Annotated in this window: 28 protein-coding genes; 9 read left to right on the top strand and 19 right to left on the bottom strand. The window is 62.8% G+C overall.

Translation table 11 applies throughout. The features are described 5' to 3' along the window. The first annotated feature begins 67 nt into the window (after positions 1-67). A complete protein-coding gene (locus tag QKW60_RS01115) occupies positions 68-1,144 on the top strand; it encodes an ABC transporter ATP-binding protein (RefSeq protein WP_282365793.1) in 1,077 nt (358 codons plus the stop codon). Positions 1,145-1,147: 3 nt separating this feature from the next. Here the strand turns inward: QKW60_RS01115 and QKW60_RS01110 are convergent, their stop codons facing one another. Next, the gene (locus QKW60_RS01110) at positions 1,148-1,810 is read right to left on the bottom strand and encodes a helix-turn-helix transcriptional regulator (protein WP_282365792.1); all 663 of its coding nucleotides are present in this window, start codon (positions 1,808-1,810) and stop codon (positions 1,148-1,150) included. Between the two features lie 168 nt (positions 1,811-1,978). Here QKW60_RS01110 and QKW60_RS01105 point away from each other — a divergent pair, with 168 nt between their 5' ends. The 5 genes from QKW60_RS01105 (at position 1,979) to QKW60_RS01085 (ending at position 6,711) form a co-directional block, all read left to right on the top strand. Beyond that, positions 1,979-2,194 (top strand): twin-arginine translocase TatA/TatE family subunit, encoded by a 216-nt coding sequence (locus tag QKW60_RS01105; protein ID WP_282365790.1) that lies wholly within the window; start codon positions 1,979-1,981, stop codon positions 2,192-2,194. Between the two features lie 33 nt (positions 2,195-2,227). Next, positions 2,228-2,797: a Sec-independent protein translocase protein TatB gene (tatB, locus tag QKW60_RS01100; RefSeq protein ID WP_282365789.1), complete on the top strand. Its 570-nt coding sequence runs from the start codon at positions 2,228-2,230 to the stop codon at positions 2,795-2,797. Continuing rightward, complete coding sequence (gene tatC / locus QKW60_RS01095) at positions 2,794-3,702, top strand: twin-arginine translocase subunit TatC (protein ID WP_282365788.1); 909 nt, start codon at positions 2,794-2,796, stop codon at positions 3,700-3,702. Before tatB ends, tatC begins: the two co-directional genes overlap by 4 nt. Next, positions 3,699-4,541 (top strand): ATP-binding protein, encoded by an 843-nt coding sequence (locus QKW60_RS01090; RefSeq protein ID WP_282365787.1) that lies wholly within the window; start codon positions 3,699-3,701, stop codon positions 4,539-4,541. Before tatC ends, QKW60_RS01090 begins: the two co-directional genes overlap by 4 nt. A 127-nt stretch (positions 4,542-4,668) precedes the next feature. Next, positions 4,669-6,711: a B12-binding domain-containing radical SAM protein gene (locus QKW60_RS01085; RefSeq protein WP_282365786.1), complete on the top strand. Its 2,043-nt coding sequence runs from the start codon at positions 4,669-4,671 to the stop codon at positions 6,709-6,711. Between the two features lie 27 nt (positions 6,712-6,738). Here the strand turns inward: QKW60_RS01085 and QKW60_RS01080 are convergent, their stop codons facing one another. The 4 genes from QKW60_RS01080 to QKW60_RS01065 form a co-directional block, all read right to left on the bottom strand. Continuing rightward, positions 6,739-7,893 (bottom strand): peptidoglycan DD-metalloendopeptidase family protein, encoded by a 1,155-nt coding sequence (locus QKW60_RS01080; RefSeq protein WP_419762634.1) that lies wholly within the window; start codon positions 7,891-7,893, stop codon positions 6,739-6,741. A gap of 69 nt (positions 7,894-7,962) precedes the next feature. Beyond that, a complete protein-coding gene (locus QKW60_RS01075) occupies positions 7,963-8,604 on the bottom strand; it encodes a protein-L-isoaspartate(D-aspartate) O-methyltransferase (RefSeq protein WP_282365783.1) in 642 nt (213 codons plus the stop codon). Then, entirely contained in the window at positions 8,601-9,386 is a 786-nt protein-coding gene (surE, locus tag QKW60_RS01070) for a 5'/3'-nucleotidase SurE (protein WP_282365781.1), read from the bottom strand. Before surE ends, QKW60_RS01075 begins: the two co-directional genes overlap by 4 nt. A gap of 188 nt (positions 9,387-9,574) precedes the next feature. Beyond that, a complete protein-coding gene (locus tag QKW60_RS01065) occupies positions 9,575-10,231 on the bottom strand; it encodes an SDR family NAD(P)-dependent oxidoreductase (protein ID WP_282365780.1) in 657 nt (218 codons plus the stop codon). A gap of 108 nt (positions 10,232-10,339) precedes the next feature. On the opposite strand from QKW60_RS01065, the gene QKW60_RS01060 reads away from it, so the two are divergent. After that, the gene (locus QKW60_RS01060) at positions 10,340-10,930 is read left to right on the top strand and encodes a biotin transporter BioY (protein WP_282365779.1); all 591 of its coding nucleotides are present in this window, start codon (positions 10,340-10,342) and stop codon (positions 10,928-10,930) included. A gap of 63 nt (positions 10,931-10,993) precedes the next feature. Here the strand turns inward: QKW60_RS01060 and QKW60_RS01055 are convergent, their stop codons facing one another. The 13 genes from QKW60_RS01055 to pyrC form a co-directional block, all read right to left on the bottom strand. Beyond that, positions 10,994-11,419, bottom strand: coding sequence for a DUF1284 domain-containing protein (locus tag QKW60_RS01055; protein WP_282365778.1), 426 nt, complete (start codon positions 11,417-11,419; stop codon positions 10,994-10,996). Beyond that, complete coding sequence (gene purF / locus QKW60_RS01050; protein WP_282365776.1) at positions 11,416-12,879, bottom strand: amidophosphoribosyltransferase; 1,464 nt, start codon at positions 12,877-12,879, stop codon at positions 11,416-11,418. Before purF ends, QKW60_RS01055 begins: the two co-directional genes overlap by 4 nt. A gap of 108 nt (positions 12,880-12,987) precedes the next feature. Beyond that, positions 12,988-13,572 (bottom strand): CvpA family protein, encoded by a 585-nt coding sequence (locus QKW60_RS01045; protein ID WP_282365774.1) that lies wholly within the window; start codon positions 13,570-13,572, stop codon positions 12,988-12,990. A 17-nt stretch (positions 13,573-13,589) separates the two neighbouring features. Beyond that, positions 13,590-14,957 carry a DNA repair protein RadA gene (gene radA / locus QKW60_RS01040; protein ID WP_282365773.1) on the bottom strand — a complete coding sequence of 456 codons (1,368 nt, stop codon included), beginning with the start codon at positions 14,955-14,957 and terminating at the stop codon, positions 13,590-13,592. 56 nt (positions 14,958-15,013) lie between these two features. Further along, a complete protein-coding gene (locus QKW60_RS01035; RefSeq protein ID WP_282365771.1) occupies positions 15,014-15,460 on the bottom strand; it encodes a paraquat-inducible protein A in 447 nt (148 codons plus the stop codon). A gap of 44 nt (positions 15,461-15,504) precedes the next feature. After that, complete coding sequence (locus QKW60_RS01030) at positions 15,505-15,843, bottom strand: hypothetical protein (protein WP_282365770.1); 339 nt, start codon at positions 15,841-15,843, stop codon at positions 15,505-15,507. A 91-nt stretch (positions 15,844-15,934) separates the two neighbouring features. Continuing rightward, the gene (locus tag QKW60_RS01025) at positions 15,935-16,681 is read right to left on the bottom strand and encodes an ABC transporter ATP-binding protein (RefSeq protein ID WP_282365769.1); all 747 of its coding nucleotides are present in this window, start codon (positions 16,679-16,681) and stop codon (positions 15,935-15,937) included. After that, positions 16,678-17,460 (bottom strand): MlaE family ABC transporter permease, encoded by a 783-nt coding sequence (locus QKW60_RS01020; RefSeq protein WP_282365767.1) that lies wholly within the window; start codon positions 17,458-17,460, stop codon positions 16,678-16,680. The genes QKW60_RS01025 and QKW60_RS01020 overlap by 4 nt, the downstream gene beginning before the upstream one ends. Beyond that, a complete protein-coding gene (gene alr, locus QKW60_RS01015; protein ID WP_282365766.1) occupies positions 17,457-18,503 on the bottom strand; it encodes an alanine racemase in 1,047 nt (348 codons plus the stop codon). Before alr ends, QKW60_RS01020 begins: the two co-directional genes overlap by 4 nt. A gap of 53 nt (positions 18,504-18,556) precedes the next feature. Next, complete coding sequence (locus QKW60_RS01010; RefSeq protein WP_282365765.1) at positions 18,557-19,333, bottom strand: DUF1194 domain-containing protein; 777 nt, start codon at positions 19,331-19,333, stop codon at positions 18,557-18,559. Positions 19,334-19,384: 51 nt separating this feature from the next. Then, on the bottom strand, positions 19,385-20,872 hold the full coding sequence (locus tag QKW60_RS01005) for a replicative DNA helicase (RefSeq protein ID WP_282365764.1): 1,488 nt from the start codon (positions 20,870-20,872) through the stop codon (positions 19,385-19,387). A gap of 185 nt (positions 20,873-21,057) precedes the next feature. Beyond that, positions 21,058-21,738, bottom strand: a complete 681-nt coding sequence (locus QKW60_RS01000) for an orotate phosphoribosyltransferase (protein ID WP_282365763.1) — start codon at positions 21,736-21,738, stop codon at positions 21,058-21,060. Positions 21,739-21,822: 84 nt separating this feature from the next. Next, a complete protein-coding gene (pyrC, locus tag QKW60_RS00995; protein ID WP_282365761.1) occupies positions 21,823-22,863 on the bottom strand; it encodes a dihydroorotase in 1,041 nt (346 codons plus the stop codon). Between the two features lie 235 nt (positions 22,864-23,098). Here pyrC and QKW60_RS00990 point away from each other — a divergent pair, with 235 nt between their 5' ends. Both QKW60_RS00990 and QKW60_RS00985 read left to right on the top strand, forming a co-directional pair. Continuing rightward, the gene (locus QKW60_RS00990; protein WP_282365760.1) at positions 23,099-23,959 is read left to right on the top strand and encodes a DUF2189 domain-containing protein; all 861 of its coding nucleotides are present in this window, start codon (positions 23,099-23,101) and stop codon (positions 23,957-23,959) included. A 121-nt stretch (positions 23,960-24,080) separates the two neighbouring features. After that, positions 24,081-24,383 carry a hypothetical protein gene (locus tag QKW60_RS00985; protein ID WP_282365759.1) on the top strand — a complete coding sequence of 101 codons (303 nt, stop codon included), beginning with the start codon at positions 24,081-24,083 and terminating at the stop codon, positions 24,381-24,383. 10 nt (positions 24,384-24,393) lie between these two features. On the opposite strand, the gene QKW60_RS00980 is transcribed toward QKW60_RS00985, so the two are convergent. Further along, a complete protein-coding gene (locus QKW60_RS00980; RefSeq protein ID WP_282365758.1) occupies positions 24,394-25,332 on the bottom strand; it encodes a phosphoadenosine phosphosulfate reductase in 939 nt (312 codons plus the stop codon). Between the last annotated feature and the right edge of the window lie 193 nt (positions 25,333-25,525).

Genomic DNA, 25,525 nt, shown 5'->3' with positions numbered 1-25,525 from the left:
GCGGGCTGAGCCGGGGCCTGTTATCCGATCGTAAGCCTGAGAAAATCGCTCAGGGTTGGGGAATGACGTGACCGGGATACCGCCGAGACTTGAGGTCAGAAACCTTGTACGCCGTTTCGACGGGCGGATCGTGGTGGACGATGTCTCGCTGACCATCGAGGCGGGGCAGGTGACATGCCTTCTTGGCCCGTCCGGTTGCGGCAAGTCGACGACGCTCAGGATGATCGCAGGTGTCGACATGCAGGATCAGGGCACGATCCATGTTGATGGCAATCTGATCTGCGACACAGTCTTCCGCATTCCGCCGGAACGGCGCTCTATCGGACTGATGTTCCAGGATTTCGCGCTGTTCCCGCATCTGAGTGTGACAGAAAACATCGCGTTCGGCCTGAAAGGCGCTGCCACGACCCGCGTGGACGCGCTCCTTGAACGGGTGTCGCTATCGGGTTTTGGCCCGAAATATCCCCATGAACTTTCAGGTGGAGAACAGCAGCGAGTGGCGCTTGCGCGCGCCTTGGCGCCGGCGCCGCGTATCCTTTTGATGGATGAGCCGTTCTCCGGTCTCGACGAACGCCTCCGTGACGGTATCCGCGACGATACGCTGGCGCTTCTGAAGGAGGAGGGCACCGCTGTCCTTCTCGTCACGCATGAGCCGCATGAGGCGATGCGCATGGCCGACGAGATTGCTCTGATGCGGCGGGGTAAGATTGTTCAGCAGGGTGCGCCCTACAATATCTACAATGCACCCGTGGATCGTGAAGCTGCCGCTTTCTTTTCCGATATCAATATTTTGCGGGCGAAAGTTCAGGGCGCCCTCACGCGCACGCCTTTCGGCGAATTCCTCGCGCCCGGCGTGCCCGATGGGACCGAGGTGGAAATCGTCATCCGCCCCCAGCACCTCAAGATCGACTTTGACCGCGCGGGCCGCGGCCCGAACCCGACGCCGACTGACGGGACAGCGGCCCGCGCGCGTGTGGAACGCGCCCGCTTCATGGGCCGCGAGAGCCTCGTGGAATTCCGTATGGACGACGGGGGCGAAATGCTGAAGGCCACGGTTCCCGCCGTGTTCCTGCCAAAACCGGGTACTGTCATGTGGCTGATGATCCGCCGCGACCGCTGCTTCGTCTTTCCCCGTTTGGCTTAGGGATCAGGCCGGAACGATCCGGGCAAGATAGTCTTCGACCGTCTTGCCGGGTTCGGGAAGGAATGCCCCTCCATCGTGGCTGAGGGATGTAATAAGGTCGACACGGAAGATATGGAAATCACTTCTGCTTTCGCTCCAGCATGTCAGTGTCCAGACCTTGCCCCAGTAGTCGAGATGCAGGGGCCGTACTCGCCCGGCTTCTGCCCCTCGATAGGCCAACGACAGGGTGAGATGCTCCCTGACCGAACGGCGGATCAGCCCCAGATGCGGTGCCGCGCGGGCGGCCTCGGCGCTGGAAAAGACGAAAGTGTCGACGCCGGTGTCACCCGCATCAGCCGGAGATACGGCGGCGATCTTGGCGCGCAGGCTGGCTGCCGCGCGGCTCAGGACAGGATCGGCGGCGCCGCTGACCAGTGAAATGCCAAGCCGCAGGACTTCGAATTCATCCTTGGTCAGCGCCATCGGCGGCAGCGTGACCGGATCACGCAGCACGTAACCTACGCCGCGTTCGCCCGAAACCGGCAACCCGCGCTCCATCAGTGTCGCCATGTCGCGCCAGATCGTGCGGACCGATACGCCAAGCGCTTCGGCCAGGTCCACTGCACGGTGCAACTGACCGTCCCGCAGGAGGCGCAGAAGCTGAAACAGGCGGTCATTGCGGCGCATGGACGGACCTTCCGGCGGGGCAACTGACAAAATACTGTCAGTTGCCGGGGCCTCGCAAGGGGCCGGGGCCACTTTATCGGACTTTTGTCGCTTTGAGCAGGCGCGGCGAGGGATTACATCGGTAGGGCAACATAAGGGCGCGAGGGGATGCGCCTTAGGGAGATACACATGCTCAACAATATCGGCATTCCGGGCCTTCTTCTGATCGCAGTCGTGGTTCTGGTGCTTTTCGGTCGCGGTAAGGTCTCGTCGCTCATGGGTGAGGTCGGCAAGGGCATCACCGCCTTCAAGAAGGGCGTGAAGGACGGCACCGAAGAGATTGAACAGGCTTCGGCTGACAAAGCCCGCGACGTGACCCCCGAGGATAAGAAGGACAAGGTCTGAGCCTTGGCTTTCGCCTGAAGGGGCGCGAACGACATGTTTGACATCGGCTGGAGTGAGCTTCTGCTCATCGGCGTCGTGGCGCTGATCGTGGTTGGTCCAAAAGACCTGCCCGGAATGTTCCGCACGCTGGGGCGCTTTACCGCCAAGGCCCGCGCGATGGGGCGTGAGTTCCAGCGCGCGATGGATGATGCGGCCAAGGAAACCGGCGTCAAGGAAACGGCGGATGAGCTCAAGGCCATGACATCCAAGAAGAACCTCGGTCTGGACGCATTGGACAAGGCGGCCTCGAAGTTCGAGAAATGGGACCCGGCAAAGGGCTCGACCACGCCGAAAGGGCCCGCGACGCAGGCTTTGGCCGACAAGAAGGCCGCCGAGGCCGCGGAGCGCAAGGCGAAGCTGGCCGAAAGCCAGGCCGCGAAGGCACCCGAGGCAAAGCCGGAACCGGCCCCAAAGCCGGAACCGGCGAAAGCGGCCGCGAAACCCGCAGCCAAGCAGCCTGCGGCTAGGGCCCCGGTCAGAGCCACGCCCGCCAAGAAACCGGCAGCAGCCAAGAAGACGGCAGCGGCCAAGCCAAAGACCCCGGCGAAGAAGGGTGAGGCATGAGCAAGGACGATATCGACGATTCGACCGCGCCGCTGATCGAGCATCTGGCGGAACTTCGAACCCGCATCCTCTGGTCGCTGGCGGCTTTCCTCGTCGGAATGGTGGTCTGCTTTTCCTTCGGCAGCATGCTTTTGGATTTCCTGCTGTTGCCGATCGAAAAGACCATGCGCAATCTCGGCAATGCCAATCCGGTGATGCAGTACACCGCGCCGCAGGAGTACTTCTTTACCCTGATCCGCATCTCAATGGTGGGTGGTCTGGCGCTGGGTTTCCCGGTCATCGCCTATCAGATGTGGCGTTTCGTGGCACCGGGCCTCTACCGCACCGAAAAGCAGGCTTTCCTGCCTTTCCTGATCGCCTCGCCGGTCCTGTTCCTGATCGGTGCGTCCTTTGCCCATTTCGTGGTCGTACCGCTGGCCATGCAGTTCTTCCTCGGCTTTGCCGATCTGCCGTCCTATTTCGCTGCGGTCATCTCCGGCGACGACCTGACCAGCCCGGCGACGGATGAGGGCATCAACATCGTCTTCAACGGCAAGGTCAACGAGACGCTCGACATCACGCTGAAGATGATCGTGGCCTTCGGGCTTTGCTTTCAGCTTCCGGTCCTGCTGACGTTGATGGGCAAGGCGGGTCTCGCCAGTTCGCGCGGGCTGCGCGGGGTGCGAAAATACGCGGTGGTTGGCATCCTGACTGTTGCCGCCGTCGTCACGCCGCCGGATGTGACCACGCAGGTGATGCTGTTTACCGTTGTCTACGGGCTCTACGAAGTGTCGATCCTGCTCGTTCAATGGGTGGAAAAGAAGAAGGACGAAGAGGCCCGCGCCGAAGGTATCATCGGCGAGGATGAGAGCCTCTTTGACGAGTTCGATGACGATGAGCCCGAGGACGAGACCAAAAAGGCATGAATGACGACATCCTGACCCGCATCGCCGAGGCGCTGGAACGCCTCGCCCCTGCGCCCCGCAGGGCGCCGGATTTCGAGGCGGCGGAGGCGTTTGTCTGGCATGTGGAACCTGACCGTCTGGAACCGGTCCTGGAGGTCAACCGGGTCGATCTGCCGCTCCTGGTCGGAATCGACCGGTCACGCGACACGCTACTGGCCAATACGCTTCAGTTCGCGCGCGGACTGCCCGCCAACAACGCGCTCCTCTGGGGCGCGCGGGGGATGGGAAAGTCGTCGCTCGTGAAAGCGGTTCACGCCGAGGTGCGGCGGCAAGGCTTCACGCTGAAGATCGTGGAGCTTGCGCGCGAGGATCTGCCTTCAGTCGGCCGACTTCTGATGCATCTGCGTGCTGCACGTGAACACCGCTTTGTCCTCTTCTGCGACGACCTGTCATTTTCCCATGACGACCAGCATTACAAGAGCCTGAAGGCGGTTCTGGATGGCGGGATCGAGGGACGGCCCGACAACGTGATATTCTACGCCACCTCGAACCGCCGACACCTGATGCCCCGCGACATGATCGAGAACGAGCGATCGACCGCGATCAACCCGTCCGAGGCAGTAGAGGAAAAGGTCTCGCTTTCAGACCGGTTCGGGCTGTGGCTCGGCTTCCACCCTTGCAGCCAGGACGACTACCTGGCGATGATCCGGGGATATTGCGACGCTTACGGAGTGCAGATCGACGATGCGACCCTGCGGGCCGAGGCCATCGAATGGCAAGCCACGCGCGGCGCGCGATCGGGTCGCGTGGCCTGGCAATACTTCACCGACCTCGCCGGGCGACGTGGCGTCACGCTGTAGGCCACAATCCAGTCATACGGTATGGATATCCCTTCCTTCGGTGACCAATCGCAGGAAAGCGTTTTCTATTTTGCGGCTGAGTTGCTAGTCTGATCGTCGTTCTTGAAGGTATTCCCGGAGCCGATATATGCGACTCTATCTGGCCGATCTTGGCCACAACCTCGTCACTGCAACCTCAGACACCTATCCCTTGGGCGTGGCGAACCTTGCCGCCTATGCGCGCGAATACGCCAAACCCAAATCGGGGTTGGAGGTAAGCCTTTATCGCGATCCGCAAGAGTTGAAGGCGGCGATCGATGCGGCGGTGCCCGATGTAATCGGCTTTGCGAGTTACGCGTGGAACCACCAGTTGGCGCTGTCCTTCGCCGACTACGTCAAGGCGCGCAATCCGAATGTAGTCACGCTGATGGGCGGCCCGAATTTCCCGCTGACCGAGGCCGAGCAGGCCAGCTGGATGCAGGACATGCCCTTGATCGACATCCATGTGCGCGGCCCCACCTATGAGGGCGAGCGGGCGTTCCTGAACCTCATCAACCGCTATATCGAGGTCGGTGAGCGGCGCGAGGGGCTGTTTGAAGAGGCCATTGACGGTTCGCTCTATGTTGACCGCAAGACCGGTGAGATCATTCGCGGCGGCGAAGTGCAACGGATGCGCGATCTTGACGAGATCCCTTCGCCGTATCTCGGCGGGTTCATGGACAAGTTCTTCCATACCAAGCTCTTTGCGCTGATGCAGCTTGCGCGGGGATGCCCGTTCACCTGCACCTTCTGCAATTCCTCGGTGAAGTCGAATTCCAAGGTCTTCCGGCATTCCTTCGAACGCACCAAGGCCGATCTCGACTACATCGTCGAACGCATCGACCGGTCGAGCCCCCTGTGCTTCGCCGACGACAATTTCGGCATGTATGTGCAGGACGAAGAGGTCGCGGATTATCTCGGCCATCTGATGGATACGTATGACTGGCCAAAATACATCCGCACGACGACCGGCAAGAACCGTGGCGACCGCATTATCAAGGTGATGCGCAAGGCCAAGGGGCGTCTTCCGATGACGTCATCGGTTCAGTCGCTGAACCCGGTGGTGCTGAAGAACATCAAGCGCGACAACATCTCGCTCGACACCTATTCCGAGGTGCAGAAGGAACTGCACGATCAGGGCATGCAGTCTTACGGCGAACTGATCCTGTGTATGCCGGGCGAGACCAAGGAAAGCTTCATGAAGGCGGTCGACGACCTGATCGAGACCGGCGTCAGCCGGGTCGCCGCGCATCAGCTTATGCTGCTGCATGGTGCGCCCTTGGCAAATCCTGAAAGCCGCAAAGAGTTCGGTCTGCGCACCAAGCACCGGATCGTCGCGCGCTGCCTTGGCCGTTATACCGGCGACGAGACGGTGGTGGAGACCGAGGAGATGGTGGTCGAATCGTCGGATTTCACATTCCAGGATTATCTCGACACCCGTGCGTTCCACCTGCTGCTGACGATCTTCTTCTATGAGGACAATTTCCAGGAGGCCTTCCAGTTCGCCCGCGACAAGGGCGTTCGGCCCTATCTGGTCGTGCGCCATATGCTGGAACATCTCGAAAAGGCGCCGAAGAAATTCCGCCAGATGATCACGGATTATCTGGAAGAGAACCAGAGCGAGCTGTTCGATACACGTGAAGCCTGCGTTGAGGCCAGCACCCGGAACTATGACGGGCTCATCAGCGGGGAGCTTGGCGGCAACCTCTTGTCGAAATACTCGATGATCGGCCGGTTCGTTCTGGTGCAGGAGGCGCTCGACTTCCTCGGTGCGTCCATCGCCGATCTTCTCGGCGACGAGGACCGGGAGGCGACAGCGATGCTTGACGCGATCATCGGGTTTTACCGCTGTGTCATGCTGCATGTTCCCTTCCGCAAGACGCTGGAGGAAGCGCCGCTCTGGCAGACGGAATACGATATCGAGGCGTGGCGCGCGTCGGATTACAAGCGCCCGCTGTCGGAGTTCCGTTTTGGCCAGCGGCGGGAGATCCCGACCGAGGTGGATCAGCGCGTGAAATCCGTGCTGCTGTCACGGCTCGACAGTTTCGGGGAACATCCGTCCGGGCTCGGCCGCTTCACGCGTACGATGTTCGCGACCGATTTCCGCCGCCGGGTCGGCGCAGAGGCAGCCCACGAGGCGCGCGCGAGCTAGGCGCGCGCGCGTCTCTTAAAATCCACCCTACTGAAGATAGGGCATCGGATCGACGCTGTTCGGACCGATGCTGACGCCGAAGCGCAGGAAGGCCGGATCCGTTTTCGCGACCGACGCGATGGGCTGGCCGCGTTTTACCTTGTCGCCTTTCTTGACCTTCAGATCGCTGACATTGGCATAGAAGGTCAGAAGGTTGTCGGCATGGCGGACGACGATCACGGTCACTTCCTGCGTGTCCTTCGTCACCACGGCGACCTGCCCGTCATCGGCCGCCGCGACGGCAGTACCTGCGGCGGCGGCAAGGTCGATGCCCTTGGTCTTGGCGCTGTAGCCGCGGATGATCTTGCCCTGAAGCGGCATGGCCAGTTTGGACTTTGAGGCCGCCGTCGTCTGCGATCCAAGATCGGGCTGTTTCGGCGTCTCGACCGGTTTCGCCGCAGGCTGGGTCTTTTCGTCCGGCAGCGGTGTCGAGGCCGAGGGCGGAGTGGGCGTAGGCGAGCCTTCGCCCGGTGCGGTTACGATATCGCGTGGGGCGCCAGCGCTGGAGGTGACCGGGATCAACAATGTCTGACCCTCGCGCACGGTCAGATCGGGTCCGAGACCGTTCCAGTCGGCCAGTGCCTTCACGTCAACGTTGTAGAGCCGCGCAACGGAATAGGCAGTCTCACCGCGCATGACACGATGGCGGATCGGTTCGGTTGCCGCGATGGTGCTGCTCGGCTGGCGCGTCACGGTGGTTGGCGCCCCGCCCGCGCGGTCGATGGCGCCCGAGGCAATGGTGGTGACGTCGATCGTGCCGGGGGCAGCCGGGGTCAGAGCGCCACCCACGTTGCGCGGCAGGGCCAGAACCTCGCCCTCACGCAGCAGGGTGCCCGGCGCAATGGCATTATGGCTGGCCAGTTCCACCGGCGCTATGCCGACCCGGGCAGCGACGCTGTCAACCGTGTCGCCCCGGCGCGCCACCACAACCTGATAGTTCGGGTAGGTCAGAACACCGCGTGCATCCGGCACCGGGCGCGGCTGGGTGGCCTGATTGGCCGCCGATGTCGTATCGAAGTCGGTCTGACCGAAATTCCGCATGTCGAGATCAAAATTACCGTCCGGGTCGCAGGCGGCCAGCGCCAGCACACTGCCGCCAAGAAGGGCGGCACGCAGAAAGACTGTTGGGCGGGAAATGGTCATGGCTCGCATCCTCGTCTCGCTCGCCCTTATTGTCGGGCGTTTCGTGTTTCAAAACGGGCTGGCTGTCGTTCAGTCCTGTCCCAGCCCCTCGACCAGCGGCACGAAGCGCACCGGCCTCAATTCCTCGTACTCGTAGCCCTGGGCGGTGCGGGTCACCTTGATGAGGTGTTGCACCGTATCCGACTGCCCGACGGGCAGCACCATGATACCGCCTTCGCGCAACTGAGCCAATAGGGGGCTCGGAGGGTCCTCGGCGGCTGCTGTGACAATGATCCGGTCGAACGGCGCTTGATCAGGCAGGCCGTGGCTGCCATCGCCGGTCATCGCGGTGATATTGGTGAGGTCGAGCTTGCGAAAGACCTCCTCGGCCTCGCGCACCAGTCTGCGGTGGCGGTCGATCGTATAGACCCGGCGGGCAAGTTGGGAAAGGATCGCCGCCTGATAGCCCGAGCCGGTGCCGATCTCCAGCACCTTGTCGCGCGGGCTGATCTCCAGCGCCTGAGTCATCAGCCCGACCACCGAGGGCTGGCTGATCGTCTGGCCGCAGGCGATGGGCAGAGGCGTGTCCTCATAGGCGCGTTCGGCGAAGAGGCCCTTGACGAAAACGCCCCGGTCGATCTTCTCCATCGCCGACAGGACGCGTCCGTCAGTCACCCCGCGCGAACGCAGCGCATAAAGAAAACGCATCTTGAGTTCGGCGGCGTCGGTCATGACAGCCGTGCTTCCAACTCGGCCATGGTGTCATGCGCGGTCAGGTCCGCCCGCATCGGCGTGACCGAGATCCAGCCGTCGAGATTGACCGCGACATCGGTGCCAGGCGCGGTCGGGTGATGCTGCGGCCCGCCCTTGATCCAGAGGAACTTGCGGCCCGAAGGCGAGATATGTGGCTCGACCCCAAAGAACGTGTCGGTGCGGTAGCCTTGCGCCGCGACCTTCAGGCCCTTCACATCCTTGCCCGCGACGGGCGGGAAGTTGACGTTGTAGAAGAGCCGGTAGTCGCTGCCATCCCAGAGCCCCTTGTCGAGAAGCGTTCGGACGACCTGCGTACCGTGGTCGCGCGCCGCTTCGAAAGGTGTGGAGAGGTCCTGTGTCGCCGGTCCCATGAACTGGGAAAGCGCGATGGCCGGGACGCCTTGCAGCGCCGCCTCCATGGCGCCGCCGATGGTGCCTGAATAAAGCACGTTCTCGGCAGAGTTGTTGCCGCGATTGACGCCGGAGAGGACGAGGTCGGGGCGACCGCCCTGCAACACGTCATAGATGCCCGCAAGCACGCAATCGGCGGGGGAACCTTCGGCCGCGTAGCGGCGTTTCCCGAGCTTCGCGATCATCATCGGATGGGTGTAGGAGATGCAGTGGCCGACGCCGGACTGCTCAAAGGCCGGCGCGACGGTCCAGACCTCGCCCTCAGGGCCCGCGATATCCTCTGCGATCGACTGGAGAATCTCCAACCCGGGGGCGTTGATGCCGTCGTCGTTGGTGATGAGGATACGCATGCCCGGGCCCCTGATGCTTTGCCCCTGATTAGACGAGCAAGGCGGGAGGGTAAAGCGGCGATGGCCCCGGGTTCGGGCCCCGCCCACCCACCCATGGCCCTCACCCGGGGCCCGGCGCGGGTGCCCCGCGCCGAAGCGCGGTTTCCGCGCTGCTTGCGACCGGGGTATTTGAGGCAATGAAGAAGCAGTCAGAGGCGGGCGAGCACGCGTTCCGCTTCCTCGTGGATATCGGCGAGTTGGGTCCGGTCCTCGCCGGGGAAGAAGCGGGCGCGGGTGGCGGTGGCCATCGGCTTCGGAGTTTCGATCAGGATGCGGGGGCCGATGTTTTCGCTTTCGGCCTGCCAACTGCGGGCGAGCGCGATCTGGGCCGCTTTGGTGGCGCCGTAGCTGGCAAAGAATTTCTCGCCGCCGCGCGGGTCGTCGAGGAAGAGGGCGGTGCCTTGCGCAGCGCGCAGCAGGGGCTCCAACATCGGGATAAGAGACGCGGTGGCGCGCAGGTTGCAGGCGACAGACTTGTCGAAATCCTTCGGGTCGAGATGCCCCGCAGGCGCAAGCGGCGCTGCATGGATCGCGGCATGAACCCAGAGATCGAGCTTGCCCCAGCGTTCGGCAATGGAGCTCGCGAGATGGTTCATCGCCTTATCGTCGGTGATGTCCATCGGCGCGAGCGTGGCGCTGCCGCCTGCCGCCTGAATGCGGTTGTCAAGCTCTTCCAGCCCTCCGACGGTGCGGGCAGTGGCAAGCACATGCCAGCCCTTTGCGGCAAGGGCGGCGGCCATGGCGAAGCCCAGTCCGCGAGAGGCGCCGGTGACGAGGGCGAGTCTGGTCTGAGATGCGTTGTTCATGGCGCCCCTTTCGCATTGCGCGCGTAGCAATTCAACAGAAGAGATTGACTTGTCGCTGCGCTGCCGCGAAATTGCGGCGCAACTTGACCCAGAGGAAGGATTCCGCTGATGACCCTTGCAAAGGCCCTTGCGCCGTCGCAATCGCTTCTGACCCGTGCGCTTATGGTGGTGGGCGGATCGCTCTTCATCGCCATCGCGGCGCAGTTCTCGGTACCCATGCTGCCGGTGCCGATGACGCTGCAGACGCTGGCGATCCTGATCGTCGGCCTGACCTTCGGCGCGCGGATGGGCGCGCTGACACTGATCGCCTATCTCGGCGAAGGCGCGATGGGCCTGCCGGTCTTCGCCAATGGCGGCAACGGCGCGGCCTTCTTTGGCCCGACCGCCGGGTTTCTCGTGGGCTTTGTCATGATGGCGGCCATCGTCGGATATGCGGCGGATCGCGGTGTTAAGGGCGTTGTCGGCACTGCTGCCGTAGCGTTGCTCGCCTCGGCGCTTCTTTACATCCCGGGCGTTCTCTGGGCGATGTCGCTGGCTGAGGTCGCCGGGATCGACACCGCGAAATGGGGTGCCGACAGCTTTGGCATGATCTGGCAATACTACATGGCGCCGTTCCTGATCGGTGATGCCGTGAAGGCCGTGCTTGCAGCCGTCATCGTTTCGGGCGGCTGGGCCGCGCTGAAGGGCCGTAAGGCCTGATCTTCAGGCCTTTCCAGACGAAAGGCTCAAACGCCGCCCTTCGGGGCGGCGTTTTTCATTGGATCAGTTCTGGTCTTCGTGGAGGCGGGCAAGGGCGGCCTCGCACATGCCGTAAGGCTCCCATTCGCAGCCCTGACAGAGCGTCCGGAGGCTGCCCGGCGGGACATATTCGCGGATACGGGCCTTGGCCTCGCCCCATGTGAGCTGCTCCCGTGGTTCCAGCTTCAAGGCAGCGGCATGGGCACGGTCGAGAACCTTGATCTTCGGCTCATTGGTGCAGAGCCGCCCGCGCCGCTTGGGGCAGGGGGCGCAGATATCGTCGGTGGCACCTGTAACCTCTATCTTCGTTTCATCACCCCCGTCGGCGCGCAAACGCCCCATGACGATAGCCGTCATATTGGCGGTGAAGTCGTCGGAGTAACCCTTGCCCTCGAAGCCGAGCGAGCAGAGGAAATGGTGGGGGCGGTAGCGGACCGGATGGTCGCTCACTCCGCCGCCTTCATCGCAAAGCCCTTGGCGATCTGGTCTGATGGCGCGACCGGGTATTCGCCCGAGAAGCAGGCGTCGCAATATTGCGGGCAGGTCTTGTCGCGGCCCTTAGCCTCTCCCGCGGCGCGGTAGAGGCCGTCGAGCGAGATGAATTTGAGGCTGTCGACCCCGATCCAGTCGCGCATCTCGTCCTCGCTCATCGTCGCGGCGAGGAGCTTCTCGCGCTCGGGCGTGTCGACACCGTAGAAGCAGGGCCATGCGGTGGGGGGCGAGGCGATGCGGAAATGGACCTCGGCGGCGCCCGCGTCGAGGATCATGTCCTTGATCTTGCGGGAGGTCGTGCCGCGCACGACCGAGTCGTCGACAAGGATCACCCGCTTGCCGCGGATCAGTGCCCGGTTGACGTTCAGCTTCAGCCGGACGCCCATATTGCGGATCTGTTCGGTCGGCTCGATGAAGGTCCGGCCCATATACTGATTGCGGATGATCCCCATCGCATAGGGAATGCCCGATTGCTGCGAAAAGCCGATCGCCGCCGGGGTGCCACTGTCGGGCACGGGGCAGACGAGATCGGCCTCGACCGGGCTTTCCTTGGCCAGTTCCACACCGATCTGGCGGCGGGTCTCGTAGACAGATCGCCCACCGAGAATCGAATCGGGGCGCGAAAAATAAACGTGTTCAAAGATACAGAACCGCGACTTGGCGGGCCCGAAGGGGCGCGAGCTTTCGACCTTGCCCTTCGAGATGACGACCATCTCGCCCGGCTCAATCTCGCGCACAAAGTCGGCACCGATGATGTCGAGGCCGCAGGTTTCGGAGGAAAGCGCATAGCCCTCGTCGCCGATCTTGCCCAGCACCAGCGGGCGGACGCCAAGGGAGTCGCGGACACCAATCAGCTTTGTCCGGGTCATCGCGATGACGGAAAACGCGCCTTCGACCGCGCGCAAAGCGTCCTTCATTCGTTCGGGGATATTCTTCTGGATCGACCGCGCCATCAGGTGGATGATGCATTCGCTGTCGGACGAGGACTGGAAGATCGAGCCGCGCTCAATAAGGTCTTTCCGCAACTGGGTTGCATTGGTCAGGTTGCCGTTATGGGCAACGGCGCAGCCACCCATGGAGAACTCGCCGAAGAAGGGTTGGACGTCACGGATGGCGGTGGCGCCCTTCGAACCGGCGGTGGAATAGCGGACATGGCCGATGGCAAGCGACCCGGGCAGGGTCGCCATCACATCGGCCTTGGTGAAGTTGTCGCGCACATAACCGAAGCGGCGGGCATTGTTGAACCCGGTTTCCGGGTCATAGGCGACGATGCCGCCAGCCTCCTGTCCGCGGTGCTGAAGCGCATGCATGCCAAGCGCCACGAAGTTGGCCGCATCGGTCACGCCGATCACGCCGAAGACACCACACTCCTCCTTCAACTTGTCGTCGTCGAAGGGGTGGCTCAGGAATGGGCGCATGGGCCTGGTCTCCGAATCCGGTACAGGGGATTTGGCCCCCGTTTAGAGGCTCACGCCGCCTATGTCACGCCCATGTCACACAAGACCGGGCGTGACAGCCAAGGATTCTCAGTTGGCCGTCGTCGGTGCGGTCTCGGTGGGTGCGCCGCATGCGCCGACAAGCTGCTGATACCGCTCGGTGATCCAGCGCGGAGCGTCTTCCGGCATCTCCTCGTTCAGGCGGTCCTGGAACGTGGCGAAAACCTCGGCGGACCGGGATTTGTCGACGACCGGGATGGTGGAGTCGACCAGAACCCGCTCATAGACCACGAAGGCGACAGCAACGAGAAGGATGCCGCGCAGCACCCCGAAGAGGAAACCTAGCCCCTGATCGAGGCCGCCAAGCGCCGAGCGTTGGACTGCAGAAGAAAAGAGCGGCGTGAAAATTGACATGACGATAAGCGCCACCGCGAAGACACCGCCAAAGGCCGCGATGATCGACAATTCGCAGCTATCGCCAAGGAACTTGTCCAGTACCGGGATCTGCTGGATCAGCGGTTCGGCCTGGGGTGCGAAAAGGAAGGCCACGACGGCCGCCGCGACCCAGCCTGCAATGGCCAGAACCTCGCGCACGAAACCACGCCCATAGGCGAGGATCGCGGATATAAGAATGATTGCCGCAACTACGGCATCAACGATCGTAAAGCCTTCCATGCCCTCGCTCCTTGCGTTCAGCCTGCCGCGAACATATCGCCGACAAACGTTATGAGATCGGGCATCTTTCGTACCCGCATCCCGCCGCCCCCGGTGATCTTGCTTCTTTCTGGCGCGATCGCCTGTGAGAAACCAAGTTTTTCTGCTTCTTTCAATCTGTTTTCCGATTGTCCTACAGGACGTAGGGCTCCGGAAAGACTGATTTCACCGAAAATCACCATGTCTGGCGGAAGTGCAACATCTTCGCGCGCCGACAGAAGCGCCGCTGCGACCGCCAGATCGGCCGCCGGTTCGGTGCTGCGCATGCCTCCGGCGACGTTCAGAAAGACGTCGAGCCCGGCAAAGGGAATCCCGCAACGGGCCTCCAGAACCGCGAGAATGGTGGATATCCGGCCGGAATCGAGGCCCACAACTGTGCGACGCGGCGTGCCAAGCGGAGAGGGTGAGACGAGCGCCTGAATCTCCGTCAGAACCGGCCGCGTGCCTTCGATGCCGGCGAAGACGGCCGAGCCGGGGCTGGCCTGCCCACGGTCCGACAGGAAGAGCGCCGAGGGATTGGCAACCTCGGCCAGTCCGGCGCCGGTCATTTCGAAGACGCCGATCTCATCCGCAGGGCCGAAGCGGTTCTTGACCGCGCGCAGGATGCGGAACTGGTGGCCGCGCTCACCCTCGAAGTAAAGCACGGTATCGACCATATGTTCGACCACGCGGGGGCCAGCGATCTGGCCTTCCTTGGTGACGTGGCCGACGAGGATGACCGAAGTGCCGCGTTTCTTGGCGAAACTCACCAACTCGTGGCAGGCGGCACGGACCTGCGCGACAGAGCCCGGAGCACTGTCCACGTTGTCCGACCACATCGTCTGGATCGAATCGATGATCGCGAGGTCGGGTCTGACTGTATCGAGTGTCGTCAGGATGTCGCGCAGGCTGGTCTCCGCGGCAAGCTGCACCGGCGCATCAGCCAGCCCCAGCCGCTGGGCGCGCATACGGACCTGGGCCGAGGCTTCCTCGCCCGAGACGTATAGGCACGAAAGACCCTGCCGTGCGAAACTGGCGGCGGCTTGTAACAGCAATGTCGATTTACCAATACCGGGATCGCCGCCGACAAGAATGGCAGAGGCGGGAACCAGCCCGCCGCCGAGCACCCGGTCCAATTCGCCGAGGCCCGACGACGCGCGCGGCGGCGGGACCTCCTTGGTCGCGAGCGTTGTCAGTTCGATCTGCCGCCCACGCGCCGGGCCCAGCGTTTTTGACGCCGGACCGGCCGTAAGCGGCGCTTCCTCGACAATAGAGTTCCAAGCGCCGCAGCCATCGCAGCGCCCGGTCCATTTCTTGTGGACCGCGCCGCATTCAGTGCAGGTGAAAGAGGGGCCTGATTTTGCCATGTGCACTACGTGCCCGAAGCTGCGCTTCTCGGCAAGGGAAGATGGAGCAACCCGTGTCAGCGGCTTTTGGACGGCAATCGTTCATGTTCGGTACGGAACGAGATCGCCAAAGACGCCAGAATGCAGGCCGTGAAAAGATAAAGCCCCCAGGCGGTTTCGACCCGCCCTACTCCAACGCCCTTGGCCAGCACGATATAGAGCGCAATGAGGAAGATATCGGCCATCGCCAGCCGTCCAAGCAGGTGCAGGACGCCGAGGATGCGCGGCGAGGCGAGGCGGAACTGCACCAGCGCGAGACCGATCGTTTTCATATAGGGCGCAAAGATCGCAAGGAAGGTGACGACGAGCGCCAGCACAACATCCTTTTCCCAGAGCGCCTGCAGCCCGGTCACGACCGAGATGGAGTCGAGGTCGAAGAACGGCAGCAGACCTGCGCGCAACAGTGGCGCAAACCACGATACCGGGAACAGAACGAGCAGGGCAAGGTTGGCGGTACGGATCATGGCGCAATGGATACATGGCGTTTTCTGGCGGGCAAGGCCCGGCTCTACGAAATCCGATGCCGGGATCGCCGTTTTCGTAAAAAAACCATCGCCAGCCACAGCCAGAAGCAGAACCAGGCAAGGGCGGCGGCTATGGCATGCGACAGCCCAAATTCAAACGCGCCGCCCGCTATCCTGATGGTTGCAACAAACGTCACGCCAAAATTGAACAAAAATGCCGCCGCCGAAAATATTGCACCGACGAGGAAGAGGCTGCCACCAGACGTATGGTCCGAGGCAAGGCGCGCCCGGCGCAATCCTAAGTACGCTCCAAGCAGAGGCGGGGCGCAGAGTAATACGAACAGTATGTAAAGGGCGGGAACCGCGCCCTGAGCCGAAGTCATTGTTGGTCTCCAGCCCGGAATGTTTGAAATTGATACGACCAGCTTAGGCGTCACAAGGCGAAGCTGTCAAATCGCCGGACGGCGATCCGGATCAGCGTACCGCCGCAATCGGTCCTTCGGCGCGGCCATGCGTGAACTGTTGGACGTAAGGGTCTGGTGTCGTGTCCATCTCGGCGATAGGCCCAGTCCACTGGATGACCCCGTCATGCAGCATCGCCACGCGGTCGGCGATGGCCCGAACCGAGGTCATATCATGGGTGATCGTCATCGCCGTCGCACCCATCTCGGTCACGATCTCGCGGATAAGTTCGTTGATCACCCCCGCCATGATCGGGTCGAGCCCGGTCGTAGGTTCATCGAAGAAGATGACTTCCGGATCGGCCGCTATCGCACGGGCAAGGCCCACACGCTTCTGCATGCCGCCCGAGAGTTCTGCCGGGAAGAGGTCGGCTACATCGGGTTTCAACCCGACGCGGCGCAGCTTTTCTATGGCGACTTCCCGCGCCTCATCCTTCGGACGCTTCAGCGAGCCGCGCAGAAGGCGGAAGGCCACGTTCTGCCAGACCGGCAGGCTGTCAAAGAGCGCGCCGCCCTGAAAGAGCATGCCGAAGCGGGCAAGGAAGGCGTCGCGTGCCGCTGTCTCAACATCTTCCCCGTCCAGCAGGATGGCGCCGCTGTCCGGGTGAACAAGGCCAAGGATGCATTTGAGAAGAACGGATTTTCCGGTGCCAGAGCCCCCGATGATCACCATGCTTTCGCCCGAGGGCACGGTCAGGTTCACCCCGCGCAACACGCGGTTCTTGCCGAAAGCCTTGTGGACGTCCCGAAGCTCGATCATGCGGAGAAAAACACCTCCGTCAGGATGTAGTTGGTGGCAAGGATCAGGACGGAGGCCGCGACGACGGCGGCTTTTGTCGCCCGTCCGACGCCTTGGGCGCCGCGCCCGGAATTCATCCCGTAATAGCAGCCCATGAGCGCCACGATGAAGCCGAAGGCAGCACCCTTCCAGAGGCCCGAGACGATGTCCCAGACCTCCAGGAATTCGCGGGTGTTCTTGAGATAGGTGGCGGGGTTGAAGCCCAGCCGGTTCACGCCCACCAGATAGCCGCCGAAGATGCCGATGCTGTCGCCGACGGCGACGAGGACCGGCACCGCCAAGGTTGCCGCCAGAACGCGCGGAACTGTGAGGTATTTCATTGGGTTGGTGGACAAAGTTGTCAACGCGTCAATCTGTTCTGTGACCTTCATCGTGCCGATCTCGGCCGCGATGGACGACGCCACCCGTGCGGCCACCATCAACCCGCCCAGGACCGGGCCAAGCTCCCGCACCATGCCAATGGCGACGATGGAGGGTACGACCGCCTCGGCCGAAAACCGCGCGCCACCTGCGTAGATCTGCAAGGCCAGAGCACCACCCGTAAACAGCGCAGTCATGCCCACGACCGGCAGGCTGAACCAGCCGATTTGCATCAGCGCCGCGAGGAATTCTTTCGGGTAAAAGGGGGGGCGCACAAGGTGACTGAGCGTTTCTCCGGCAAAGATCGCTATCCGGCCGAGCATTGCGAGCCCGGAAAGGACCAACCGGCCAAGGGCCGCGATTGGGGCAAGGACGCTCATGCGGCGGCGCCGGTGTAGCTGCGCTCGTACCGGTTGCCGAGAGCGGTCAGGATTTCATAGCCGATGGTCCCGGCGGCTTCGGCCAGTGCATCGACGCCCTGGGCCGGGCAAAGGATATCGAGTATCTCGGGCGCAGTTGGCAGATGGGTGACATCCACCCCCATCATGTCCATCGATACCCGCCCGACCAGCGGGCAGGGTGTATCGCCGGTGAAGACCTGCGCGCGACCGGTCATTGCCCGGATCAGCCCGTCGGCATAGCCGGCAGCCAGAGTCGCGATGCGGGACGGCCTGGTTGCCGCCCATGCGTTGCCATAACCCACCGTCTCGCCTGCCGCGACATCTCGAATCTGGATAACCGGCAATGACAGATGAACGACCGGCCGAGCGTTCGCAAAGGGCAGGCCGCCATAGAGGCCGACACCGGGACGGGTCACATCGAAATGAAAGTCGGGTCCGAGCAGGATGCCACCGGTCGCGGCAAGCGATCGGGCTACAGCCAGGCCGTCGGTCATCCGCCGGAAGGCCGCGAGTTGCGTCGCATTCATCGGGTGATCGGGCTCATCCGCGCAGGCGAGGTGCGACATGATCAGACGCGGCCCGGCGGCGATGAGGTCGGCAGACAGCTCCTGCCACTCTGCCTCTTCCATGCCAAGCCGGTTCATGCCGGTATCGAGCTGGATCCCGAAGGGATGGCCGGGCAGGGCGGATTGATGACGGGCAACCTGTTCAGGCGCGTTCAGGAGCGGAAAAAGCGCATGATCCCTTATAGAGCCTGTGTCCCCCGCCATGTGGCCTGAGAAGACATAGATTTCGGGGCCCGGTCCAAGGGCCCTGCGCAATAACACGCCCTCTTCGGTAAGTGCCACGAAAAACCGCCGTGCCCCCGCCATTGCAAGGGCCGGTCCGACGCGGCTGGCGCCAAGCCCATAGGCATCGGCCTTGATGACCGCCCCGGCCTCGGCATGGCCCGACGCGTGGGCAAGCGCCCGCCAGTTGGCGGCTATCGCGTCGAGGTCGATGGTAAGAGTGGATCCGGCCATAAGCGACCTTTTGGCAGGCGCGCCGGAACGAGGCAAGGGCCGTTTCGCCCGACTTAGGGAATGTCAAAGTCACGTCGGAGCCGCTGCCACATCTTCTCACCGATCAGGCAGTCATAGAGTGTGCTTGCCTGCGCGAGGATCAGCCGTTCGGGCTGCGTCTCCGCAATCTCGAGCACCAGCTTGCGGGTCACGGCCGCGGCGAAATCGGACCACTCCCTGACCGGCAGGACGAAAGCGCCCGGCCCGCCGATCACGCATTCGGCGTAGTAGACGTCCAAGTCGTCGATCCGCCACATCGCGGTGCCGGCATCATAGGTCATCAGGGGCAATCCGTTGATGATGATTCCTTGGGCCAGAACCTCGTCCCGGGCCTTCGTCACCAGACCGCCCTGATTGTTCGGCCCGTCGCCCGATATATCGATGACACGGCGCAGCCCCTCAAACCCGTTCGTATCCATCAGAAAAGCCCCGTGGCGCAGGGCCGAGGAAATCGAGGTGCGGCTTTGCGTGGCCGTCTTTCGCTGTTCGAGCGTCTCGGCGAAGGAATCTAGATCCGCCCGGCTTTCGATCAGGGTCCAGTCCTGCACCGTGGTGTGGCGGAACTCGCCCGCCCATTCGACATAGGTCAGCGCGATCCGACCGGTCAGCGATCGTCCGAGTGCGGCGGCAACGCTGTCGCTGCGCAATGCCTCGGCATAGCCGCGGCGCTGCAATTCCAGTTCGGCAGGCGACATGGAGCGCGACACATCCACAAGCAGCAGCAGTTCCAGATCGACCTCCTCCGCCCGGGCGGGCAGCGCGAGGATGAAGAAGAGGAAAAGCCAGCGCATGAGGCAGCGTCGCAACGCGCTGCTGCCCTGTCCAGTCACAAACCGGTTGGATCAGAAATCGCCGCCGCCCTGCTGCCAGGGCTTCACAAGATTGCCGAAGCGCGTGAAGCGGCCTTCGAAGCTGAGTTCTACGGTGCCGATGGGGCCATGACGCTGCTTGCCGATGATGACTTCGGCTTTGCCATGGACCTGTTCCATGATCTCCTGCCAGGCGGCCATCTTTTCCAGTTCATGATCGCCGGGCTTTTCGCGTTCTTTGTAGTACTCATCCCGGTAGACGAACATGACAACGTCGGCGTCCTGTTCGATCGAGCCGGATTCGCGCAGGTCCGACAGCTGCGGCCGCTTGTCGTCGCGGCTTTCGACCTGACGGGAGAGCTGCGACAGGGCTACGACAGGAACGCTAAGTTCCTTGGCCAAGGCCTTGAGGCCCATAGAGATTTCGGCAATCTCCTGCACCCGGTTGTCGCCCTTGCCAGTGCCGCGCAGAAGCTGAAGGTAGTCGACCATTACGACATCGAGCCCGTGGGTCCGCTTCAGGCGGCGGCAGCGGGCGGTCACCTGACTGATCGGCAGGGCCGGCGTGTCGTCGATGTAAAGCGGGCAGGTCTCCAGCGCCTTTGCAGCCTCGACGAAACGGCGGAACTCGGCCTCGGTCATGTCGCCGCGGCGGATCTGTTCGGACGGCACTTCGGAAGCTTCCGACAGGATCCGCGCGGCAAGCTGTTCGGCTGACATTTCCAGCGAGAAGAAACCGACGACGCCGCCTTGAACCGCGCCTTCGCTACCGTCGGGTTTCTTGCCCTTCTTGTAGGCCTTGGCGATGTTGAAGGCGATGTTGGTCGCCAGCGAGGTTTTCCCCATCGACGGGCGCCCGGCAAGGATCAGAAGGTCGGAGGGATGCAGCCCGCCGAGTTTCTTGTCGAGATCGGCAAGGCCCGTGGAGACGCCCGACAGGCCGCCATCGCGCTGATAGGCGGCAAGTGCCGATTGCACGGCCTCGGTGGTGGCCTTCAGGAACGAGACGAAGCCCTTCTCGACCGTGCCCTGTTCGGCCAGCGTATAAAGCCTCTGCTCGGCCTCGGTGATCTGGTCCTTCGGGTCGTTGTCGACCTCGATGGTCTTGGCGCGGTCGGTGATCTCCTGCCCCAGCCGCATCAACTCACGGCGCACCGCCAGTTCATAGATCATCTGCGCATAGTCGCGCGCGGCGAAGGCGGAGATGGCGGCGCCGGCGAGCCGGGCCAGATAGGCCGGCCCGCCAAGCGCCTTCAGCCCCTCGTCTTCCTCCAGAAAGCCCTTCAGCGTCACCGGCGAGGCGAGCGCGTTCTTCTGGATGCGCGCTACGGCGATCTCGAAGATGCGGCCGTGGACGGGTTCGAAGAAATGCTCGGCTTTCACGAGCGCCGCGATCCGGTCGTAGATGTCATTGTTCGTCAGGATCGCGCCGAGAAGCTGCTGCTCGGCCTCGATATTATGCGGAAGCGTATCGTTTTCCGGCTGCGGCCGCACCGCACGGATCGTCGCCACGTCGTTCATCTTGTCCCCCGTTGATGGCCAAGGGATATGCGCGATCAGAGGTGGCCATGCAAATTGTATATTGCTGTGGATGGCCTGTGGAAAAGCGCTGCTCTACCATATCCTGCGGCTTCCGGTGCAGGTGTGTCAACATTTGCGCCGCGTGCCCGGAATGGATCAGGCGACGTCTGGCCGGTTCCGCCACGTCAGGCTTTTTTCCGGGCTTCCTGCCAGGGGCGGGGATTGGTGAGGAAGGCTTCGACCTCGTTGAGCGTCTCGGAATCGAAAGTTTCCGATTCGCGGGCCTCGGCCAGAACGTCCCACCAGGTGCAGAGATGATGCAGTGCCACGCCATGGTCGCCGAGCGTCTTCACCGTTTCCGGGAAGATGCCGTAATAGAAGATGACGGCGGTATGGGCGCAGGTGGCGCCAGTGTCGCGGATCGCATCGACGAAACTCAGTTTCGAGCCGCCATCGGTGGTCAGATCCTCGACCAGCAGAACCCGCTGGCCCTCGCTCATGGCACCCTCGATGCGGGCGTTGCGGCCGTAGCCCTTGGGCTTCTTGCGGACGTAGGTCATCGGCAGGGCCAGCCGCTCGGCGACCATGGCGGCAAAAGGAATGCCCGCTGTCTCGCCACCCGCGATATTGTCGAAGGCCTCAAAGCCCGCCTCGCGCATCACCGTAACCGCGAGGAAATCCATCAGGGTCGAGCGGATGCGGGGATAGGACATAAGCTTGCGGCAATCGATATAGGTCGGCGACGGCAGGCCGGAGGCCAGAATGAAGGGCTCTGCCGCGTTGAAATGCACGGCCTTGATCTCCAGCAGCATCCGCGCGGTCAGGCGGGCGATCTCGTCTTTCGGGGGGAAGGAGGAGGGGATCATGTCAGTCCTTTCGCGGGGCCCTCGTCGTGCGCCTGCGGCTTCTCCTCGGGTCCGACGAGCGCCGCAGGTGACGAGGAGGATGGGTCAGGGCGCGACGCGCCAGTGGAGCGGAAAGCCGGGGTCGAAGACGGTGACGGGTCCGGCGCCGGTTTCGATCTTGGCCGGATAGGCGACAGGGTCGCCCTTTTGCAGGGTGATACCGGCGTCGTTCGGGGCAAGGCAGTAGAAGGCCGCGCCATTCAGCGCGGTGAAGGCCTCAAGCCGGTCGAGCGCGCCCTCTTCCTCGAAGACATGGGCGAGGATCGACATCGTATTCGTCGCGGTGAAGCAGCCGGCGCAGCCGCAGGCATGTTCCTTCAGGTGATCGGCATGAGGGGCCGAGTCGGTGCCGAGAAAGAACCGCGCCTCGCCGCTCGTCGCGGCTTCGCGCAAAGCCAGCCGGTGGCTTTCGCGCTTGGCAACCGGTAGGCAGTAGTAATGCGGCTTAATGCCGCCTGCGAGGATATGGTTGCGGTTGATGATCAGGTGATGGGTGGTGATCGTGGCGCCCAGATCATCGCCCTGTGACCGAGCGTAATCGACGCCGTCCTTCGTGGTGATATGTTCCATAACCACGCGCAGGCCCGCGGTTGCCCGCCGGATCGGGTCCAGGACGCGGTCGATGAACACTGCCTCGCGGTCGAAGATGTCGATGTCGCTGTCGGTCACCTCACCATGGACGCAGAGCGGCAGGCCGATCTCGGCCATCTTTTCCAGAACGCCCCGCACCTTGTCGAAATCGCGCACGCCCGATTGGGAATTGGTCGTCGCCCCGGCGGGGTAGAGCTTGACCGCCTTCACCAGACCGCTCGCATGGGCGGCAGCAACATCGGCCGGATCGGTCGCCTCGGTCAGGTAGAGCGTCATCAGCGGTTCGAACGCCATGCCCCCGGGCAGGGCGGCCATGATCCGGTCGCGATAGGCGGCGGCGTCCGTTGCCGTCACCACCGGCGGTACGAGGTTCGGCATGATGATCGCGCGGGCGAAATGACGCGCCGTTTCGGGCAGAACTGCCTCCAGCATCGCGCCATCGCGCAGGTGCAGGTGCATGTCGTCGGGGCGGCGAAGCGTGAGTGTCGAGGTCATGGCCTGCCCCTACACCGTAGTGCGGTCGGTTTCTACCGTCTCTGTACGCTGTCAGCGCAGTTTTTTGACGTGACTCACGATGGGCAAGCTCGCAACGCACTCTCCGAAAGTTGTGCGGCTGGCGGGGCGGGTCGTGTTATACTGAATCTGTCGGTGCCGCCCGGTTGTCAGGGGCGAGGCTGGTGCGCTTCGGCGACCGACTGGCGCTGCCCGATGGCAACGCGGAGGAACGGCCATGACCAAGACGATCGGCAACCCCTTGTCATGGGGAACGCGCATGCTCGGTGTCGCGGGGCATGACATTGGCGAGGTGGCGCGAGAACTGGGCGGAGCGCACACGGCGCCGCCACAAGTTCAAAGTATTGGTGTCGAGGATATTCGGGCGGCCTTGCGGCAGGGGGTGGCGGATTTCGCGGCCCTGCGCACCGATGTCATCGGGGCCTGCCTTCTCTATCCGATCATCGGCGCCTGCCTGATCTGGGCGGCATTTCACAACAGCATGCTGCCGTTGATCTTTCCTCTGGTCTCGGGGTTCGCACTGGTTGGACCTGCCGCGGCAGTCGGGCTTTACGAGATGAGCCGCCAGCGGGAAGCCGGACGGCCGACGAGTTGGTCGGATGGATTTGCCGTGCTGCAATCCCCACGTTTCGGGGCGATCCTCGTGCTGGGCATCGCGCATTTCTTTGTCTTCTTCATGTGGATGCTGACGGCCTATTTCATCTTCCAGATCACGATGGGCCCGGATCTTCCGGCCTCGGCGGGCATCTTCCTGTCCGAGGTCCTGACCACCGGTCCCGGCTGGGCGATGATCGCGCTGGGTGTGCCCGTTGGGTTTCTCTTCGCGCTTCTGGTCCTGGCGACGAGCGTTGTCTCGTTTCCCCTTCTGATCGACCGTCCCGTCGGGCTGCCGGTCGCGGTCGTGACATCGGTCGAAGTGGCGCGAAAGAACCCTGTCACGGTCGTGGTCTGGGGCGGAATTGTCGCGGGGATGCTGGTTCTCGGCTCCATCCCCCTGCTTCTGGGGCTTGCCGTTGTGTTGCCCATTCTTGGCCATGCGACATGGCATTTGTACCGGCGCGCAGTGTCGCCCGCCTGACCCGCAGGAGACTTTTCGCCGATCGAAGGGGGCGATGCCGAGTGGGTAGTTGCACCGCGTCGTGTCATGGCGCAGATTCGATGGCAGGGGCACAGTATGATGCCCGGTCTTGAGGCGTGCCATGAAACCCATCGTCCCGCTTGTTTTTCTGATACCGCTCGCGGCCTGCACACAGGATCCCGGCTTTACCGGCGTGTCCGGTGTGCGTGAGGCGTCACCTGCAGAGGTCGCAACCTGCACCTATGTCACCGATATTCGCTCCACCCCCGGTGCGTACGGTGTGCTGGCCGGTCCGGCCGTCAAATATGCGCGCAACCGTATCCTGGCAGATGCGCGTGAGGCCGGGGCGAACACGATCGTCTTCGATCCGGTATCGCCGGGCGTAGAGATATATCAACTCCACGCGGTCGCCTATCGCTGCTGACGGCGGTCGGTCATTTTTTGTGAGGGGCTGGCAGGCGCAGGCCTGCGACGGCAAGGTCCTGTTCCAGTTGCGCCGACCGGGACCGGAATTCGGGTGCGTTCAGCCGGATGGCTGCATTGCGGCTCAGCAAGGCTGCAAGGTAGATGCGGCCGTCGGCGGTCAGCTTGCGGAAAAGGCTTTCCAGATAGGGCCGGTAGTTGCGGCGTGCCCGGTAGAAGATGCGGAACAGACGTTCGTCAAAGCTCTTGGTGCCCGCAGCCGCGAGGACAGAGGGCAGAATCCGCATCTCGACCAGTGACTGTCCGATATCGCGGCCGAGATTTCGGCAAGGCAGCAGCGTGACATGCGGGCGCACGAAAAGAGCCGCGTGCATCGCGTCGAGATTCTGTTCCGGGTCGTAGATGATGAAGGCCGCACTCGCGCCTTCGATCATGTTCGGCGCAAATCCGTAGCGGTCGGTGAAAGATGTGCGCCACATATGCGGGAAACGCGGGTCCCAACCCGCCACGCGCGGGTCGAGTGTTGCCTGAGGCTGCACCGCGATCACGACAGCCCCTGGCGCCACGACCGAGAAGGCCGCCGCCGCATAGCCTGCCATTCCTGCGCCATAGAAGACGACATTGTCGAACTGATCAAAGAAACCGCCGTCATCGAGCCGGTCAAACAGCGCAAAGACGTAGGGGTCGCGATACCAGGTGTCGCTTTTGGCCACGATGCACAGATGTGACCAGCCGCGATCGCGCGCTACATGATAACCAAGCGGCAGTTCATCAGCATTGAGCCTGTTGATGTCGTTAATCGTCTCGAATGTCACGAGCAGCGTCGGACCGTTATCCGTGAAAATGGCGGCGTGAGAAGCACCGAGTTTTTTGAAAAAACCGGCCCCGTCTCCAAGAGTGCGCAGCCGTCCAACCCAGTCGGCATGCGACTCGGTCCGGGAATCACTCATATGAGTTCCGTCACTAGGAAAAGCCACTACAGTCACCCCACCAATGATTCGATATGGCGGCTGAACGGCTTTTCAGGCAAGGTTTACGTAGGGGAAATGCTGATTTTGTTAATAATTTCCGGAACAACTGTTTCTACGGTCGCGGCAATTTAGCGATGCGTTTTGAATCTGTTTCCCGTCCGTTCTGGTCGTC

The organism is Albidovulum aestuarii (assembly GCF_029961185.1).
GTDB classification, from domain to species: domain Bacteria; phylum Pseudomonadota; class Alphaproteobacteria; order Rhodobacterales; family Rhodobacteraceae; genus Albidovulum; species Albidovulum aestuarii.
This window is presented reverse-complemented; position numbering and strand designations above follow the sequence as displayed.